This is a genomic window from Psychromonas sp. SR45-3 (genome assembly GCF_014163575.1).
Classification (GTDB): Bacteria; Pseudomonadota; Gammaproteobacteria; order Enterobacterales; family Psychromonadaceae; genus Psychromonas; species Psychromonas arctica.
The window spans coordinates 1-18,205 of the sequence record NZ_JACJDP010000028.1 but is presented as its reverse complement, the minus strand read 5'-3'; the positions used below and the strand labels follow the sequence as shown (position 1 = coordinate 18,205).

15 protein-coding genes are annotated in these 18,205 nt (G+C 37.2%); 10 read left to right on the top strand and 5 right to left on the bottom strand.

Annotated elements, in window-relative coordinates; genetic code table 11:
* The first annotated feature begins 53 nt into the window (after window positions 1-53).
* The gene (locus tag H5084_RS14015; RefSeq protein WP_028869092.1) at window positions 54-749 is read left to right on the top strand and encodes a response regulator; all 696 of its coding nucleotides are present in this window, start codon (window positions 54-56) and stop codon (window positions 747-749) included.
* 405 nt (window positions 750-1,154) lie between these two features.
* Window positions 1,155-1,619 (top strand): tRNA (uridine(34)/cytosine(34)/5-carboxymethylaminomethyluridine(34)-2'-O)-methyltransferase TrmL, encoded by a 465-nt coding sequence (gene trmL / locus H5084_RS14010; RefSeq protein ID WP_028869093.1) that lies wholly within the window; start codon window positions 1,155-1,157, stop codon window positions 1,617-1,619.
* Window positions 1,620-1,827: 208 nt separating this feature from the next.
* On the opposite strand, the gene recJ is transcribed toward trmL, so the two are convergent.
* The 3 genes from recJ to xerD form a co-directional block, all read right to left on the bottom strand.
* Window positions 1,828-3,558, bottom strand: a complete 1,731-nt coding sequence (recJ, locus tag H5084_RS14005) for a single-stranded-DNA-specific exonuclease RecJ (protein ID WP_182690887.1) — start codon at window positions 3,556-3,558, stop codon at window positions 1,828-1,830.
* A gap of 69 nt (window positions 3,559-3,627) precedes the next feature.
* A complete protein-coding gene (gene dsbC / locus H5084_RS14000; protein ID WP_182690885.1) occupies window positions 3,628-4,380 on the bottom strand; it encodes a bifunctional protein-disulfide isomerase/oxidoreductase DsbC in 753 nt (250 codons plus the stop codon).
* A gap of 176 nt (window positions 4,381-4,556) precedes the next feature.
* Window positions 4,557-5,453: a site-specific tyrosine recombinase XerD gene (gene xerD / locus H5084_RS13995; protein WP_182690882.1), complete on the bottom strand. Its 897-nt coding sequence runs from the start codon at window positions 5,451-5,453 to the stop codon at window positions 4,557-4,559.
* 56 nt (window positions 5,454-5,509) lie between these two features.
* Here xerD and fldB point away from each other — a divergent pair, with 56 nt between their 5' ends.
* Both fldB and H5084_RS13985 read left to right on the top strand, forming a co-directional pair.
* The gene (gene fldB, locus H5084_RS13990) at window positions 5,510-6,028 is read left to right on the top strand and encodes a flavodoxin FldB (RefSeq protein ID WP_182690880.1); all 519 of its coding nucleotides are present in this window, start codon (window positions 5,510-5,512) and stop codon (window positions 6,026-6,028) included.
* Window positions 6,029-6,439: 411 nt separating this feature from the next.
* Window positions 6,440-7,960 carry a DUF3360 family protein gene (locus tag H5084_RS13985; protein ID WP_028869098.1) on the top strand — a complete coding sequence of 507 codons (1,521 nt, stop codon included), beginning with the start codon at window positions 6,440-6,442 and terminating at the stop codon, window positions 7,958-7,960.
* A gap of 268 nt (window positions 7,961-8,228) precedes the next feature.
* Here the strand turns inward: H5084_RS13985 and H5084_RS13980 are convergent, their stop codons facing one another.
* Window positions 8,229-8,732 carry a glycine cleavage system protein R gene (locus H5084_RS13980; RefSeq protein WP_028869099.1) on the bottom strand — a complete coding sequence of 168 codons (504 nt, stop codon included), beginning with the start codon at window positions 8,730-8,732 and terminating at the stop codon, window positions 8,229-8,231.
* Between the two features lie 541 nt (window positions 8,733-9,273).
* On the opposite strand from H5084_RS13980, the gene H5084_RS13975 reads away from it, so the two are divergent.
* The 4 genes from H5084_RS13975 (at window position 9,274) to rlmA (ending at window position 13,749) form a co-directional block, all read left to right on the top strand.
* A complete protein-coding gene (locus H5084_RS13975; RefSeq protein ID WP_182690878.1) occupies window positions 9,274-9,558 on the top strand; it encodes a hypothetical protein in 285 nt (94 codons plus the stop codon).
* Window positions 9,559-9,576: 18 nt separating this feature from the next.
* Complete coding sequence (gene pflB / locus H5084_RS13970; RefSeq protein ID WP_182690876.1) at window positions 9,577-11,862, top strand: formate C-acetyltransferase; 2,286 nt, start codon at window positions 9,577-9,579, stop codon at window positions 11,860-11,862.
* 199 nt (window positions 11,863-12,061) lie between these two features.
* The gene (gene pflA, locus H5084_RS13965; protein WP_182690874.1) at window positions 12,062-12,802 is read left to right on the top strand and encodes a pyruvate formate lyase 1-activating protein; all 741 of its coding nucleotides are present in this window, start codon (window positions 12,062-12,064) and stop codon (window positions 12,800-12,802) included.
* A gap of 131 nt (window positions 12,803-12,933) precedes the next feature.
* On the top strand, window positions 12,934-13,749 hold the full coding sequence (rlmA, locus tag H5084_RS13960) for a 23S rRNA (guanine(745)-N(1))-methyltransferase (RefSeq protein ID WP_182690872.1): 816 nt from the start codon (window positions 12,934-12,936) through the stop codon (window positions 13,747-13,749).
* Between the two features lies 1 nt (window position 13,750).
* Here rlmA and yfbV read toward each other — a convergent pair whose 3' ends face one another.
* A complete protein-coding gene (yfbV, locus tag H5084_RS13955; RefSeq protein ID WP_220485972.1) occupies window positions 13,751-14,200 on the bottom strand; it encodes a terminus macrodomain insulation protein YfbV in 450 nt (149 codons plus the stop codon).
* Window positions 14,201-14,478: 278 nt separating this feature from the next.
* On the opposite strand from yfbV, the gene H5084_RS13950 reads away from it, so the two are divergent.
* Both H5084_RS13950 and pta read left to right on the top strand, forming a co-directional pair.
* On the top strand, window positions 14,479-15,678 hold the full coding sequence (locus H5084_RS13950) for an acetate kinase (protein WP_028869105.1): 1,200 nt from the start codon (window positions 14,479-14,481) through the stop codon (window positions 15,676-15,678).
* A gap of 62 nt (window positions 15,679-15,740) precedes the next feature.
* Entirely contained in the window at window positions 15,741-17,903 is a 2,163-nt protein-coding gene (gene pta, locus H5084_RS13945; RefSeq protein WP_182690870.1) for a phosphate acetyltransferase, read from the top strand.
* Window positions 17,904-18,205 lie beyond the last annotated feature (302 nt).

The window sequence follows — 18,205 nt, the reverse complement described above, 5'->3', positions numbered from 1 at the left end:
AGAATCGCTACTTGAAATTGGTATTCACACGCTTTACATAGGCTATATATACAATGAAAAATTTATTATTAATCGATGATGATAAAGAGTTAGTTTCATTACTCGATAAAAATTTAACTTCCGAAGGTTTCATTGTTGAAACAGCCTACGATGGCGAGGAAGGCTTAAACAAATTCTTAATAAAAGATTACGACTTAATCATTTTAGATGAGGTGATGCCACGTATGTCTGGCTTTGAGGTGTTAAAATTAATAAGACAAAAAACGGACATCCCAGTATTAATGCTGACAGCAGAAAACGATCAAACCAAACAAGTGATCAGCTTAGGAATGGGCGCAGATGATTATTTAACCAAACCTTTTAGTGAGCGTGATTTATCCGGTCGAATTAAAGTGATGTTACGTAGAGTTCAATACAAAAAAGGCAATGCAGAGAATAAAATATCACATTTAGATATTGAGTTATTTCCTAGTCAACAACAAGCCTTATGCCAAGAACGTACCATCGAACTCACTAATACTGAATTGCTATTATTAGAAAAATTCTTAACCAATCCCGGTCAGTTATTGGAAAAATCTGCATTGAGTGAACAGGTTTTAGGTAAAAAACTACAAAAATTTGACCGCAGTATTGATATGCATTTAAGTAACTTACGTCGTAAATTACCTACTCGTTTAGATGGTCAAATTAGGGTAAAAAACTTTCGAGGTCGAGGTTATATGTGGTTAGATAACGACTCTCTTCAATAAATGAGCATTAACATAATCAGCGCCAGCAAAACTCTGGAACAAAGCCGCTGTTAGGTCATATTCTAACAAGGCGAATGCCTGTTGCGATATAGCAGTTATGGAACAACAGAAATCTTTCATTAATCTTGTCTAATTATTCTCAGTAAAGTGGTACACTTTTTATTTGAATTGAAGTTTAGATAAATAGCGTTCTTATCGTATTTATCACTGCTCATAAAATTTCGTTAGGTTAAAAAGTGATCACTTATAGACTGTAAAATAGTTAGCGACGAACAGAAAACCTTTAAACATAAATCCCCTCTTTTTTGTGGCATTTTATGGGGGTTTCTCACCATCCTTAACTATATTCAAATAAATTGATCAGTTATTTATCGGCATTAATATCAATAACAGTAGAGTAAAAAAATGATTGAAGTTGCATTGTACGAACCAGAGATCCCACCTAACACTGGCAATATTATTCGCCTATGTGCCAATACAGGATGTGTATTGCACTTAATTGAACCGCTCGGTTTTGACTTAGATGAAAAAAAAGTAAGACGTGCAGGGTTAGATTATCATGAAATGACCAATGTACATTTGCATAAAGACTTTGATAGTTTTTTAAAGGTAGTTGAAGGTAAACGTTTATTAGCCTGCACCACTAAAACAACCACCTACCATCATAATGCAAACTTTCAAGATGGTGACGTTTTGTTATTTGGCCCAGAAACACGAGGATTACCATCGTCGATATTAGATGCTTTACCCCTACAGCAAAAATTACGTATTCCAATGAAGGCTGATAGTCGCTCGATGAATCTATCCAATGCTGTATCTGTATTTGTTTATGAAGCGTGGCGCCAACTGGATTTTCCGGGGGCAGTTTAAGATTTTCTAGGCTCTGTATAGGTTTTCTTGGCACAATTTAGATTTTGGAGGCTCAATTTAGATTTTGAAGGCACAGTATAATAGTAAGTTAACACCTTCATTCCTGCGAAATTTTTAAAACATTTAAGATAAGAATCAAAAGGTAATGACTTACTTTTTGATTCTTATCTTTTAAACCTTACTAAAACTGGTTAAATGAGTAATGGCATTATCTTGACTGTAATAATTGTACTAATAACTGCACAGTTCTCTGCCCTCTAAATTCATTAACATCTAGGCTATAAACACAAAAGACTTCTTTCACTGATAAATCAGGCCAAGCTTCTGGGTCAATATTAAAAGCAATGGCATCAATTAATTTATCACCTTGTTGCAATACCATTTTTAAGTGTTTTTGCCCTACAATTCGCTGTTGTTTTAATGCAAATACACCATCAAAAATGGGCGCAGGGAATCCTTGTCCCCACGGTCCAGCATCACGTAGTTCTTGGGCAATACTCAAGTCAAACTGCTCAGGGGATAATTGTCCGTCGGATAAAATGACGTTATTTAATAAGTCCTCATCCACTTGCGCTTTTAAAATGGCATTTAATGTATCATTAAACAGAACAAAATCTTTTTCTAACAAACTCAAACCGGCAGCCATCGCATGACCACCAAACTTTAAAATAACGCCAGGAAGCGTTTTATCGACTAAATCCAACATATCGCGAATATGTACACCCGGAATGGATCGCGCAGAACCTTTGATTTCCCCCCCATTTGCACGCGCAAAAGCAAAGGTTGGTCGGTAATATTTTTCTTTGATGCGAGAAGCCACCAGCCCAATAACACCTTGATGCCAGTCGGCCTCAAACAAACATAATGCTAAAGGTAAGTTATTTTGATCAATGGATAACTTTTGTAAGCTCAGCATCGCTTCCTGCTGCATGCTTTGCTCTATTTCTCTGCGAGACAGATTTAGCGCATCTAACTCAGAGGCAAGCGTATTTGCATGTAAATAATCATCGCATAATAGTAATTCAACGCCGTGGCTCATCTCATCTAAACGCCCTGCTGCGTTAAGCCTAGGTCCTAATGAAAAGCCTAAATCCGTGGCAACTAATTGTTGTTGATTCCGTTTTGCAACTTGAATAAGCGCACTAATACCTGGTCGGCAGAATCCAGCACGAATACGCGCTAATCCTTGATGCACTAAAGTGCGGTTATTTGCATCTAATTTTACGACATCAGCAACGGTGCCTAGTGCAACAATATCTAGAAAGTTAGCTAAATTAGGTGCAGCAAAGTCAGTAAAACAGCCTTTTTCTTGCATTAAAGAGCGCAACGCCAGCATCACATAAAATGCGACACCCACGCCTGCTAAATTTTTACTGGGGAACTGACAACCTATTTGATTCGGATTAACAATAGCATCAGCAACTGGTGTTTCCTCTCCAGGGAGGTGATGGTCAGTCACTAATACTTCAATGCCTAACGCTTTGGCATGGGCAACACCGCTAATACTAGAAATGCCATTATCCACAGTCATTAACAATTCAGCACCTTGTTGCGCGGCGAGATCAACAATTTCAGGGCTTAATCCATAACCATAGTCAAAACGGTTAGGGATTAAATAATCAACATGTTGATACCCTAATGCACGCAGCGATAAAACACTCAGCGCCGTGCTCGTTGCACCATCAGCATCAAAATCTCCGACAATAATGATCTTCTTACCTTTTAAATAAGCTTGATATAGCAACTCACAAGCTTCTCCCATACCTTTCAATTGATTGGCATGAATTAAGGTTTTAGTACTGTTATCTAATTCACTGTCGGCAGTAATGCCTCGATTAGCATAAAGCTTAGTCAATAATGGGGAGCAAGATAATGACAATAAACTAGTATCATATTGAAGACGTTGCTGTACTTGTGTTTTAGGTGTTTCTGAAGACATAAAAAAACTGCACGATATAGGATTATCAATGCAGTTTATTATGAATCAGACAATAGCAGAAGACTTAGTCTATATTTTTTCTTCTAATACTTGAATTAAACGGTCTGCAGGTAAATAACCAGGCATCGCAGTACCATCTTCTAAAAACATCGTAGGCGTACCAGTGATACCCAATGCAATACCTAACTTATATTGCTCTAATACATTATTATCACAGGTCATTGTTTTGATTCCACGACCTCTTTTTGCATCATCCATCGCTGATTTAGGGTCATCCGAACACCAGACCGATACCATATTACGGTAAGCATTCGATTTTTCACCACCACGAGGGAAAGCAAGGTAACGAATAGTAATACCTAATTTATTATAATCAGCCATTTCTGCATGTAGTTTTTTACAATAAGCACAAGTAATATCAGTAAAAGCAGTAATGACATATTTTTCATTGTCTGCTTTATAAATAATCATGTCTTTTTCAAAGCTTTTAATTTTTGCAAAATGCTCTGCAGAATTCGCTTTGCGTACTTCAGCCACTTTTGTGCTGGTAATATTTTTCATGCCATTATTAGTATCATAAATATTACCACTGATTAAAAATTGTCCATCTTCACTAAGGTAATAGATAGCACCTTCACTTAAAACTTCATATAAACCTTTAATCGGTGACTCTTCAATCGATTGCGCACTTACTTTTAAGTCATCAAGCTTTTTAGTTAATAACTCATTAACTTCTTTTGAAACAGCGGCAAAGCTACTTGAACTAACCAACATGCCCACAACGAATGCGATCACATTTTTTTTAACATTTAATATGGACATCATAAATTCCCAAAAAATAAAATAATAGTACCTGATTATGCCTATCTTAAAACATAAAGTGAATGCTAATAATAGCCATTCCTATAGTGTTTAAGTAATGCTGTGACTTAACCCTGTGATCATGCGCTTTTAACGCTATGTTCATGATAATTAAATGATCAGCAGGTGATAAAACGCTAGGCTCGTGGGTGGTGCTCACTGTGTAAGCTTTTTAATCTATCTTGAGCAATATGCGTATAAATTTGAGTAGTTGATAGGTCACTATGCCCTAATAGCATCTGTACGACCCGTAAGTCAGCCCCATAGTTCAATAAATGTGTCGCAAATGCATGACGTAATACATGTGGTGATAAAGCCTCTTTATCAATATGAGCGAGTTGAGCATAGTGTTTAATGCGATGCCAAAATGTTTGTCTGACCATTTGATTTCCTCGGCGACTAGGGAATAAAACATCACTACTTTGGCCAGATAATAAAGCCGGACGCATCTCTTCAATATAGCGCTCCAACCAATACACAGACTCTTCCCCTAATGGCACTAAACGGGTTTTATTGCCTTTACCGGTGACTCTGATCACTCCCTGTTGTAAGTTAATTTCTTCCATAGTCAAACCAACTAATTCGGTGACGCGCACCCCTGTTGCATATAAAACCTCCAACATCGCTTTATCGCGAAATTGCACAGGGTCACCTAACTCAGGAGCAGAAAGTAGCGCATCCACTTCAGACTCTGATAGCGATTTAGGCAAAGGTTTAACAATTTTAGGACTTTCTAATTTTGCACTTGGGTCGTCCTCGCGTATTTTTTCTCGGCACAAGTATTGATAATAACGTCGAATTGCACTCATTAATCGAGCGGTTGAAGTGTTTTTATAATCAATTTCCCCTTGTAAACGAGCATCAAAATAATCACTCAAATCAACTGCAGTGGCTTCGCTTAAGGCGATTTCTTGTTGCTGTAAATAGTCCTCAACTAAACTTAAATCATGGCGATAAGAGTCTAAGGTATTTTTTGATAGGCCACGCTCTAACCAAAGTGAATCTAAAAATTGTTCGATGCTTAATACTTCCATTCCAACGGCCTTAACGGTAAATTAGCGCCTCTTATATTTTTATTTAAAGGTCACTTATGAAAATCGGTTTATTTTATGGTTCTAGTACTTGTTATACAGAAATTGCTGCAGAAAAGATTCAAGCAGAGCTAGGTGAATCATTAGTAGACATATTTAACATAAAAGATGACGGCTTAAACAAGATAAATGATTATGACATTGTTATTTTGGGTATTTCTACTTGGGATTACGGCGAACTTCAAGAGGATTGGGGCAAATTATGGGATCAAATTGATGGTCTTAATGTTAATGGAAAAATAGTTGCATTGTTTGGTTTAGGCGACCAAAACGGTTATAGCGAATGGTTTATTGATGCAGTTGGTATGTTGCACGATAAATTATTACCTCAAGATCCTAAATTCATCGGTTATTGGCCCGTTGAAGGTTACGACTTTGAGGCTTCTAAAGCATTGACTGAGGATGGACAATATTTTGTCGGACTAGCAATTGATGAAGATACTCAATATGAACTGAGTGACCAACGTATCAGTGATTGGTGCCTACAAATACTAGAAGAGATGCAAGATCTACTCTAGTCTTTTTCTAAAGACAAACCCTCGCAATATAGTTACCGAACAAGCATAGAAGTTGTTAAAGCCCGCATTTTTATAACTTCTATGCATGTTGACTTCTGCACCTCTATTTCTTACTCTTTTCCTCTGTCACGTAAGTTAAATACGCAATTAATTATCAAAAATACTGCTATTAGTAAGTTATTAGCAGGTTATTAATGGAAATACCTCATTTTTTTGTAATTTAATTTCAGCATGATAACTCTTCTGATCCAGATCAAGCGATTTTTTACTCACTTTGGTTAAGCTACGCTATATTAAATTATCGATGCATAATTAACTCATTCTATAGTCGTTGGCAAAATAATATCAGCGCCTAGTTAGCACAAAATTAACTAATTTTAAATTTAACCAGAGTAAAGGAGTACCTCCTCAATGCCAACTGATAAACAAACTAAAAGCTATAGTGAGTTGCATAAACCCGCTAGCGAGTTTGCAACACGGTCTGATTATTTAGATCACGAATTACAGATAATGAAACCTCGTCGTTACGGGTTAAACCTACCAGGTCGAGATTTTCGCTTCGAATGGGAGGATTTAGTCCCCGCTGTAGCAGGTACCATCGGCATTATCGCAATGTACTCTGCAGTAATGATGTCTTGGGCAGATGGTTTAACAGAACAATGGGCGCACATTACTTTAGGTAAAGATTTTGCTATCGAAGTGGCCCGAGTTGAAATGCTTATTCCGGCCTTCCTATTCTGTATTGTTGCTTCGGGTTTTGTTAACCCTAAAGCCAACCTAGCAGGCAACCATGGCCCAATGATCCCGTTAATCGGTGCGATTGCATTAGCGGGTGCTCACCCTCTTGCTCTAGCTATCTTGCTTGGTGTATTTGGTTTATTACTCAGCTACTTTAAAGGTGGGTCTAAGCTAGTTAATTTAACCGGAGAAGGCGTAGCAGGCGGATTGCTAGTATTCCTTGGTTTTACTGGTGCATTCAGTCAAATAGGCCAAATTCAAGACTGGGCTAAAGGACTGCAATCAGCAGATGTCGCAGCAGGCAGTATGGGATATGTTGGCTTAGTTGTATTAGCAACAAATATCATTCTTTATGCTTTCCTTGCAAAAATTAACAAACGCTGGTTGGCTATCCCGGCTTGTGCGATTACAGGGTTATTAATCGCGCTAGCACTTGGCGCGGGTTTTAACCTAACATTCGAAACTGAAATGGGACTACCTAATTTAAATCCTGTTTACTGGTGGGGAAGCACTACTGAAGGCTGGATGTTAGGTTTGCCAAATCTTGAACATTTCATTGCCTCATTACCTTTTGCAATTTTAGCCGTAGCAATGTGGTCACCGGATTTCTTAGGGCACCGTATTTTCCAAGAATTAAACTACCCCAAAAATACTGAAAAAGTATTAATGGATGTGGACGATACAATGACCATGTGCTCAGTTCGTCAAATGGTAGGTACTGCAGTGGGTGGTGGTAACATCACTTCTTCATGGGGAACTTATATGATCCCTGCAGCGATTGCTAAACGTCCTATTCCAGCGGGTTCTATTATATTAGGCTGCTTGGTAATGTTAATTGCTTTTCTAGGTTTCCCAATGGATATTGCAGTATGGCCGCCAGTGATGCGTATTGCCTTATTAGTTGGTGTATTTTTGCCCTTACTAGAAGCTGGTATGCAAATGATTAAAAACACCAAAGATTCACAAGCAGCTGGTATTTGTATCTTTACTGCGGCAGTGTTTAATCCTGTACTTGCTTGGGCATTAACCATGTTATTAGATAATAATGGTTTAATTGGAGATAAGGAACGCGCTAAACGTCTGTCATTTTTAGATAAGGTTATTATACCGGGTTCAGTATTAGTGGTTTGCTTTATCGCTATGTTAGCAGTAGGCATGTTCGAAAAACAATACGGTCTACCCGCTTTATTATAAGCAAGCTTAGGCAACTGATAGTATTAGCATTTATTTAACATACTCGCTTTATTAAACAAGATTAAACAAAAAGGGCGCTAATCATAGCGCCCTTTTTTATACTGAAAGTTCTGTTTATATTGAAGACTATTGCAGTGAGTTGATAGTAAGGTTTTATTAAAGTGATTTAACCCAACCTAAACTTGTATAACCAACCTAGATTTGTATAGCCAACCTATATAGCCAACCAAGACTCGCATAAAAGCTTCAATTGCAGCTTTGAAGCTATTTATAAGCCTTTAATATCGATAATGAGATCATTAGATATCTCTTGTAATGATGCAATCAACAGGTTCTGGTCAAAAGCATCGGATACCGCTATTTCGAAATGGCTAGTAAACACTGTTCCACCAATATCAGGCACACCAATTCGGTTGCACTCCATATTTTCAACCTTAACGCTATTCTCACTTAACACTTGTGAAATATCATTCACTAAACCAGCACGATCTCGAGCATCAATGGATAAGTTTAAATGATTAGGTTTCTCTTTTGGTAAGCGCTTCAGTTCAACCCAATCAATATGAAGAGGTAAAGTTTTAAAACCATTTAAAAGCGTTTCAACTTTTTCCGGCTCTAATTCAATCTTAATTAACCCTGCCATATAGCCTTCTATATGGTTAATTTTGCTGGTTAGCCATTTACCGTTTAATGCATGTGTTTTTTCTGCAAGACATTTAACTAAATCAGGTTGGTAAATGCCGGTGATCGTAATTAATATTTGTACGTTCATAAACTAACTCCTTCTTAGTGAGATATAAATTAGTGCAATCCTATTAAAATAATTATACCTTAACTGACTTACCCTTTGGCTAAAAACCATACAAAAACATGGGCTATATACTATTTTTTGTATTTATTAGAAGCATCTAAAAAAGATGATAAAAATATATTTTAGATTCATTTGACTGAGTTATAATTGATCACTAATAAAAATAAATAATTGAGCTAAATTTTAATAAATATTCAGCAGTTTATTTATGTAATAATTTTTTAGTAAGCGATTAATTTTCTTAAGATAACAGCGTCATATAGCAAGGAAGCCCTAGGAGGAATTGAAATTAAATTACCTTTACGAGGTTAAATTTAAACAACTTAATGAATAATAGTGACATTAGCATCACTTTATCCTGTACATTACTTGAGCAAAAAAGGTTTTTTAAAATAAAAATGTAATTTTATTACGAGATCGTTGTGCAACTTGATATGAATCAATTTTTGTACAAAAGCATTTGTTAAACTAAGCACTAATCCATCACGGGGTAACTTCTAAGATGCAAATAGACAATAGCGTTAACGAGTATTTAGCTTACCAAATACCAAGCCAAAGCAATCGTATTGCTAACAGTAAAATAAGCAAAGCTATTTTGCCTGTGTCTCTTCTTTCAAACAATACAAGCATACTTATTGCACTCCGTATTATTTTCTATTTTGTTATTGCCCCACCTGCGCTTATCGCATTTTTAACACTACTAAGTGCGCATGCATTAAGTGCGGTACATAGGATGTACCAAACATATTCACAAACAACTAATTTATACACATTTTTTAATCACTAACGGTAAAGGTAAATCTTTATGACTAAATTAAACGAAGCATTTGCATCAGCATGGGAAGGTTTTGCTGGCGACACTTGGAAAACAGAAGTTAATGTTCGTGACTTCATCCAAAAAAACTATACCCCTTTTGATGGAGATGAAAGTTTCCTAGCTGACGCGACTAAAGCGACTGACGAGCTATGGGAAAATGTAATGGTGGGTATCAAACAGGAAAACGCAACTCATGCACCTGTTGATTTTGATACCGATGTGGTTTCGACTATTACTGCACATGATGCAGGTTACATCAACAAAGACTTAGAAACGATTGTTGGTCTACAAACAGAAAAACCATTAAAACGTGCGCTTATCCCTAACGGTGGTATTCGTATGATCGATGGTTCTTGTAAAGTATACGGTAAAGAATTAGACCCAACTATCCGTAAAACTTACTCAGAATACCGCAAAACACATAACCAAGGTGTATTCGACGTTTATACTGGCGACATTCTTAAATGTCGTAAATCAGGTGTATTAACAGGTTTACCTGATGCTTACGGTCGTGGTCGTATTATTGGTGATTACCGCCGTGTTGCTTTATACGGTATCGATTATCTAATGACTGAAAAAGCAGCTCAGCATAAAGGCTTAGAAGCTGAATTAATCGCAGGTACTTCATTAGAAGATACAATGAAATTGCGTGAAGAAATTTTTGAGCAATATCGTGCACTTGACCAAATGAAAGTGATGGCAGCTAAATACGGTTATGATATTTCTGGACCAGCATCAAACGCTAAAGAAGCAATCCAATGGACTTACTTTGGTTACCTTGCGGCAATTAAATCACAAAATGGCGCAGCAATGTCATTTGGCCGTACCGCTTCTTTCTTAGATATCTACATTGAAAAAGATCTAAAAGCAGGTCTGATTACTGAAACTGATGCACAGGAATTAATCGACCACTTAGTAATGAAATTACGTATGGTTCGTTTCCTACGTACACCTGAATATGATGACCTATTCTCTGGTGACCCTATCTGGGCTACAGAATCTATTGGTGGTATGGGTGTTGATGGACGTACGCTAGTAACTAAAAATAGCTTCCGTTTCTTACACACACAATACACTATGGGTCCATCTCCAGAGCCAAACATTACTGTTTTATGGTCTGAAGCTTTACCAATTAACTTCAAAAAATATTGTGCAAAAGTATCTATTGATACTTCATCTATCCAGTACGAAAATGATGACTTAATGCGCACTGACTTCGATAACGATGACTATGCGATTGCATGTTGTGTATCGCCAATGATTGTTGGTAAACAAATGCAATTCTTTGGTGCACGTGCCAACTTAGCAAAAACATTATTGTACTCCATCAATGGTGGTGTAGACGAAAAATCAAAAATGCAAGTAGGTCCTAAAACATTACCTGCTATTACGTCTGAAATTTTAGACTACGATGAAGTGTACTCAAACCTTGATCACTTTATGGACTGGTTAGCAGAGCAATACGTGACAGCACTTAACTGTATCCATTACATGCATGACAAATACAGCTATGAGGCTTCATTAATGGCGCTTCATGACCGTGACGTTGAACGTACAATGGCCTGTGGTATTGCAGGTCTTTCAATTGCAGCGGATTCTTTAGCAGCCATTAAATATGCAAAAGTTCGCCCTATTCGTGATGAAGATGGTATTGCGACTGACTTTGAAATTGAAGGTGATTACCCTAAATTTGGTAATAACGATTCACGTGTTGATGATATTGCTTGTGAACTTGTTGAAACGTTCATGAAGAAAATAAAATCACGCCCTATGTACCGTAATGCACGTGCTACACAGTCAATTCTTACTATTACATCTAACGTTGTATACGGTAAGAAAACAGGTAATACACCAGACGGTCGTCGTGCAGGTATGCCATTTGCGCCAGGTGCAAATCCAATGCATGGACGTGATGAGAAAGGCGCAGTTGCTTCATTAACATCAGTATCTAAACTACCGTTTGCTTACGCACAGGATGGTATTTCTTACACATTCTCAATCGTACCAAATGCACTTGGCAAAACAGATGATTCTCAAAAATCTAATTTGGCTGGTCTAATGGATGGTTACTTCAAGCACACGCCAGATATTGAAGGTGGTCAACACTTAAACGTTAATGTAATGAACCGTGAAATGTTATTGGATGCAATGGAAAACCCAGATAAGTACCCACAATTAACAATTCGTGTATCGGGTTACGCAGTACGATTTAACTCGTTAACTGCAGAACAAAAGCAAGATGTAATCACACGTACCTTTACAGCGACGCTATAAAAAACAGACGATAACAGGTTCACTTTTATATTAGCCTGCTATAATAAAAAAGGTTTCATTCTTCGGGATGAAACCTTTATTTTTATCACAACAAAAGTAATTATTTTTATCAGTTGTTATGGCACTGTATCCATTGTTATAACGCAGTCATGTTCTATTAATAGTTGATACAAATAATTAGTTTTTATGAGGTTATAAGATGTCAGTTACTGGACGAGTACACTCAGTAGAAACCTGTGGCACCGTAGATGGTCCGGGGATCCGCTTTATTATCTTTTTACAAGGCTGCTTAATGCGCTGTCAATATTGCCATAACCGCGATACTTGGGATACTGAAGGCGGTAAAGAGATGACCGTTGATGAATTAATGAAAGAGATGCTTCAATATCGTCATTATATGGACGCGTCCGGCGGTGGTATTACTATTTCAGGTGGTGAAGCGATGCTACAACCAGAATTTGTACTGGCAATGTTTGAAGCGTGCCATGCAGAAGGTATTCATACTTGTTTAGATACCAATGGTTTTGTGCGAAAAATTGACCAGACAACACAAAATATTCTTAAACACACTGACCTAGTCTTATTAGATATTAAGCAGATGGACAATAAGAAGCATATCGACTTAACCCATGTTAGCAATAAATATACCCTAGAATTTGCCAAGTATTTAGCCGAACATAATCAAGCCGTCTATCTGCGCTATGTGGTTGTTCCAGGGATCACCGATAGCCTTAATGATGCTCATTCATTAGGTCAATTTATTCAACCAATGAAAAATATCGAAAAGATTGAAATGCTACCTTATCATGAACTTGGAAAGCACAAATGGATAGCAATGGGCGAAATATATCCTCTTGATGGCGTTCACCCACCATCAAGAGATACGATGCTTGCTGTTCAGAAGGTGCTTCTTGAATACCATGACAATGTTATTTTTTAATACCTTTGTTCAGTGAAACCTTCTCAATAAGTACTTAGCTAAGTATACTTTACTTAGTTTAATGTCCTCTATTCTTAATAAAGACAGTTTTTACTGTCTTTATTTTTACTTCTTACTAAATAGCAGCTTCTATGACTCTTTTTATTTGCCCGCTTTGCCAAGCTTCATTTAATCAAATCAATAACACCCAAGTGTGTGAAAATAATCATCATTTTGATATTGCTAAGGAAGGATATTTAAATTTATTACCGGTGCAATCAAAAAGCTCTAAAAATCCCGGTGATAATAAAGAGATGATGGCCGCTAGACGTGCATTTTTAAATACCAGCGGTTACTTACCACTCGCAGAAAAAGTAGCACAAATAAGCAAACAATATTTAGCTGGCACCGAACAAGCACAGATTCTTGACTTAGGTTGTGGTGAAGGTTATTACACCGACATTATCAATCAACAATTGCCACAGCACAATATCTGCGGCATTGATATTTCTAAAGTAGCGATTCGTTATGCCGCTAAACGTTATAAAAAGATTGATTTTTGTGTCGCCAGTGCCTATCAAGTTCCGTTAAATGCACAAAGCATTGACCTAATGATACGTATCTATGCGCCATCAAAAGCGGAAGAATTGTTGCGCCTAATTAAGCAAAGCTGTTATTTAATTACAGTAACACCTGCGCCACGTCACTTATTTCAATTAAGAGAGTGTATTTACGATCAAGTAAATAACCATGCGCAGGAGAATGAAGCAGTCGAAGGTTTCAGTAAAGTGGAGCAAGTAAATCTCAGTTATGAACTAGATATTGATTCACCTCAGCAGTTAAAAGATCTCATTAACATGACCCCTTTTGCGTGGAAGTTTACACCAGAAAAGCTAGCTAAATTACTTAGCCAGCCACACTGGAAAATTGAATGTGATTTTAATATTGAAGTATTTCAAAAAAACTAACTTATATTAGTTCATTGTTATATAAAAAGTTATCCCCTCCTTTTTTGAAACCTTTATTCAACAACTTAGCAAGGTCGATAAAGCGCAACTGATCGACCATGGTTCGTTGCCCATTACCTTTTCCATGTAAGGCCTCACTTACCTCAAGATACCAATTAAATAGGGCAGGTGAGAGTGTTTGTTGCGAACGTTTTCCTAGCCATAATAAACAATGAGCAGGTAATCCGATTAAAAAGAGAATAAATGTAGCGGTACTTGGCCAAGAAAAATAAGTTGGAAAAAACATGTACAAGGAAGCAACAAGGACAATAAAAATTGGGAATACTTTAATTAATAATTGTGTATAACAGACCATTTTACTTTCAATAAATAAAGAATACAGGCAATTTTGTTTTGGCCATATTTTTAAATAATGGTCGCCTTTTTTTAATAGCTCAAAAAAATTAAACAAATTAATTCTCCTTTAAAATTGATAGATCAATCACAACAATACAAATCATGCCTAATAAATGAAAATGTTGCGACTAAAATTGATTTCGAATAATTTTTATCAATTTGATATTTGTAATTTTATTACATAAAGGTAAAATTGATAATATAGCTTAATATGGACAATGCCGCCAAACGCTACGTTCTTATTCAGTTATATCTCACTATTATACCCTAGCTTAATATCAAAAATTAGAATTGATATTTATATACTTATTATTTACTGACTGGAATTTTTTCATGAGCAATAAATTAGTCCTTGTACTTAACTGTGGTAGTTCTTCGCTTAAATTCGCTGTAATCAATGCAAACAATGGAGATGAAATAATCAGTGGTTTAGCTGAATGTTTTAATCTTCCCGATGCTCGTATTAAATGGAAGTTTGACGGTAAGAAAGAGTCAACTAACTTGCCTGAAAATAGTGCTCACTCTGCAGCCATTTCATTCATTGTAGAAGATATTATTAAAAAAGTTGAGGGTCTTGAGTCTCAATTTATTGCTATCGGCCATCGCATTGTTCATGGTGGTGAAAAATTTACTAAGTCAGTCATTATTGATGAAGAAGTGCTTGAAGGTATTGAAGAATGCGCTTCACTTGCACCATTACATAATCCTGCACATATTTTAGGTATTAAAGCAGCACAAAAAGCGTTCCCATCATTAACACAAGTTGCCGTATTTGATACTGCTTTCCACCAAACTATGCCAGCAAAAGCTTTCCTATATGCGTTGCCATATCATTTATACAAACAATATCATATCCGTCGTTACGGTATGCATGGAACAAGCCACTTATTTGTTACCAATGAAGCTGCTAAAGCATTAGGTCAAAAAGTAGAAGAAACAAACATTATCTCTGCTCATTTAGGTAATGGTGCATCGGTTGCAGCGATTAAAAATGGTCAATCTGTTGATACAAGTATGGGTATGACTCCGCTTGCAGGCTTATTAATGGGCACTCGCTGTGGTGATATAGATCCAAGTATTATTGAACACCTTGTTGAACGTGAAGGTTACAGCCTGAAAGGTGTAATGGACATGCTACAAAAACAAAGTGGTCTCTTAGGTATCTCTGGCATTTCAAGCGATTGTCGAGATATAGAAGAAAACTACCAAAAAGGTCACCAAGGCGCTATCCTTGCTATTGATATGTTTGCTTACCGTTTAGCTAAGTATATTGCATCTTACGCCGTACCACTTGGTCGTATTGATGCAATCGTATTTACCGGCGGTATTGGAGAGAACTCTGAACGTATTCGTACGAAAGTATTAGAGAACTTAACTATCTTTGGATACCAAGTAGATGCTGAGAAAAATAAAGCTGCAAAACTAGGTAATTCAGGCGTGATCACAACCGATAGTTCCCCGATTGCAATGGTTATACCAACCAATGAAGAATGGGTTATCGCGCAAGATTCCGCTGCACTTGTTGGTGCGTAATTTATAATAATTTTTGAGGGAGTATTTACTCCCTTTTTGTCATCTATTAAAAAGGAATAGTCATGGCTCGTACAATAATGCTGATCCCTATTGGCGCTGGTGTTGGTGTCACTTCGGTTAGTCTCGGAATGGTTCGTGCAATGGAACGCCAAGGTGTTGCCGTTAATTTTTTCAAACCAATTGCACAACCACGCCCTGGTGATGCAGGTACAGAACGCTCAACTACGACATTACGTAATTCAAGTAACATTCTTCCTCCTGAACCCTTTGCGATGAAATATGCTGAAACGCTTATTTCATCAGGACGTACTTCAGAATTACTAGAAAATATCGTAGAGCGTTTCCGTGAAGGTACTAAAGACAGTGATGTGATCATTGTTGAAGGTTTAGTCCCTACCGATAAGCATCAATTTGCTAATAACATCAACTACAGCATCGCTAAAGCATTAAGTGCTGATATGGTATTTGTTACCCATCCAAGTAACGATACGTCACAACAATTAAAAGAGCGCATGGAAATTGCTATCTCTTCATTTGGTGGCAAAGAAAATAAACATATCTCTGGCTGTATTATTAATAAAGTGGGCGCTCCTGTCGATGAGAATGATAAAACAGGTAACGATTTAACTGAAATGTTTGATATTCCAGAAGGTAGTATTAATAACAACCTTGAAGTATTACAAATGTTCAGCAAAAGCCCATTACCAATTTTAGGCTGTATTCCTTGGAGTGCTGATTTAATCGCACCGCGCGTTAAAGATCTAGCGATCCATTTAGAAGCTAAGATCCTTAATAAAGGTGATCTTGACAACCGTCGTTTACAATCTGTTACTTTCTGTGCTCGTTCTATCCCTAATATGGTTGAGCACTTTAAAGCTGGTTCAATGCTAGTAACATCAGGTGATAGAAGTGATGTGATCATTGCCGCTTGTTTAGCAGTGATGAATGGTATGAAGATTGGTTGTTTATTATTAACCGGCGATTATCCACCTGAAGATGAAGTGATGAAGCTTTGTAAAAGCGCAATGGATGCAGGATTACCAGTACTACTGATCAAAAGTAACACATGGCATACAGCGCAACGTTTACAAAACTTCAACATGGAAATCCCTGTTGATGATTTAGAGCGTATTGAAAAAGTACAAGAATACATTGCTAGCCATATCGATAAGCATTGGTTAAATACATTAACTGAAGATTCTTCACTATCGCGTCGTTTATCGCCACCAGCATTCCGTTATCACTTAACGGAATTAGCACGCAAAGCAAACCAACGCATTGTATTACCTGAAGGTGAAGAACCTCGTACGATTCAAGCCGCTGTTATTTGTGCTGAACGTGGTATTGCTAAACCAGTATTATTAGGTAACCCTGAAGAGATCTACCGTGTTGCAACGCAACAAGGTATTATTTTGACTGATGAAGTTGAAATTGTTAACCCTGTTGATGTGATAGAGCAATACGTAGCACCAATGGTTGCTCTACGTAAAGGTAAAGGCTTAACAGAAGTTGTTGCACGTGAGCACCTACAAGATACCGTTGTATTAGGTACGATGATGCTAGCTGAAAATGAAGTAGCCGGTCTAGTTTCTGGTGCAGTTCACACCACTGCTAATACGATTCGTCCTGCATTACAGTTAATTAAAACTGCACCTGGTGCAAGTTTAGTTTCTTCAATCTTCTTTATGTTATTGCCTGACCAAGTATTAGTTTACGGTGACTGTGCAATTAACCCAGATCCAACAGCTGATCAGCTAGCAGATATCGCAATTCAGTCTGCTGATTCTGCAATTGCTTTTGGTATTGACCCTAAAGTAGCCATGATCAGTTACTCTACTGGTGATTCAGGTGCGGGTTCAGATGTTGAGAAAGTACGTGAAGCAACTAAAATTGCGCAACAACGTCGTCCTGACTTATTAATCGATGGTCCATTACAATACGATGCAGCTGTAATGGAAAATGTTGCGAAGAGTAAAGCACCAGACTCGAAAGTAGCAGGTCAAGCAACGGTGTTTATCTTCCCAGATTTAAACACGGGTAACACTACTTACAAAGCGGTACAACGTAGTGCAAACTTGATCAGTATTGGTCCAATGCTGCAAGGTATGCGCAAGCCTGTTAATGACTTGTCACGTGGCGCACTAGTAGACGACATCGTTTACACTATCGCACTAACAGCAATTCAAGCAACACAGGCAGCAGAAAAAGCCGCTCTAAAAGGCTAACAGCTAATGTTGTAAAAAAGCCCTATTTGACAGCAATGTTAAATAGGGCTTTTTTGTCTAATGATGTTTTTGCAAAAATGGAAGTCTTAAGCTACCTTCGTTTCTTTTTAACGACTTATTTCCTTATTTATTAATTAGGTATTAATTGGATATTAATGGCAGTCTAATGCTAATTTTATTGTAACTACTCAGCACTCATTAAAACTGAGTGCTTTTTACCAAAATAAAAACGTAAATGCTCAGGGCTAAGCTATTTATGCTTAGTTCAAGGCGAAAAAGCGCAGTTTAGTGGTTTAAATGAG

Excerpts from the sequence above, each read along its gene's own strand:
- recJ (WP_182690887.1), bottom strand. The coding sequence starts at position 3,558 with ATGTCTTCAGAAACACCTAAAACACAAGTACAGCAACGTCTTCAATAT.
- H5084_RS13980 (WP_028869099.1), bottom strand. The coding sequence starts at position 8,732 with ATGAACGTACAAATATTAATTACGATCACCGGCATTTACCAACCTGAT.
- fldB (WP_182690880.1), top strand. The coding sequence starts at position 5,510 with ATGAAAATCGGTTTATTTTATGGTTCTAGTACTTGTTATACAGAAATT.
- dsbC (WP_182690885.1), bottom strand. The coding sequence starts at position 4,380 with ATGTCCATATTAAATGTTAAAAAAAATGTGATCGCATTCGTTGTGGGC.
- xerD (WP_182690882.1), bottom strand. The coding sequence starts at position 5,453 with ATGGAAGTATTAAGCATCGAACAATTTTTAGATTCACTTTGGTTAGAG.
- pflB (WP_182690876.1), top strand. The coding sequence starts at position 9,577 with ATGACTAAATTAAACGAAGCATTTGCATCAGCATGGGAAGGTTTTGCT.
- H5084_RS13950 (WP_028869105.1), top strand. The coding sequence starts at position 14,479 with ATGAGCAATAAATTAGTCCTTGTACTTAACTGTGGTAGTTCTTCGCTT.
- H5084_RS13985 (WP_028869098.1), top strand. The coding sequence starts at position 6,440 with ATGCCAACTGATAAACAAACTAAAAGCTATAGTGAGTTGCATAAACCC.
- trmL (WP_028869093.1), top strand. The coding sequence starts at position 1,155 with ATGATTGAAGTTGCATTGTACGAACCAGAGATCCCACCTAACACTGGC.
- pta (WP_182690870.1), top strand. The coding sequence starts at position 15,741 with ATGGCTCGTACAATAATGCTGATCCCTATTGGCGCTGGTGTTGGTGTC.
- pflA (WP_182690874.1), top strand. The coding sequence starts at position 12,062 with ATGTCAGTTACTGGACGAGTACACTCAGTAGAAACCTGTGGCACCGTA.
- H5084_RS14015 (WP_028869092.1), top strand. The coding sequence starts at position 54 with ATGAAAAATTTATTATTAATCGATGATGATAAAGAGTTAGTTTCATTA.
- rlmA (WP_182690872.1), top strand. The coding sequence starts at position 12,934 with ATGACTCTTTTTATTTGCCCGCTTTGCCAAGCTTCATTTAATCAAATC.
- H5084_RS13975 (WP_182690878.1), top strand. The coding sequence starts at position 9,274 with ATGCAAATAGACAATAGCGTTAACGAGTATTTAGCTTACCAAATACCA.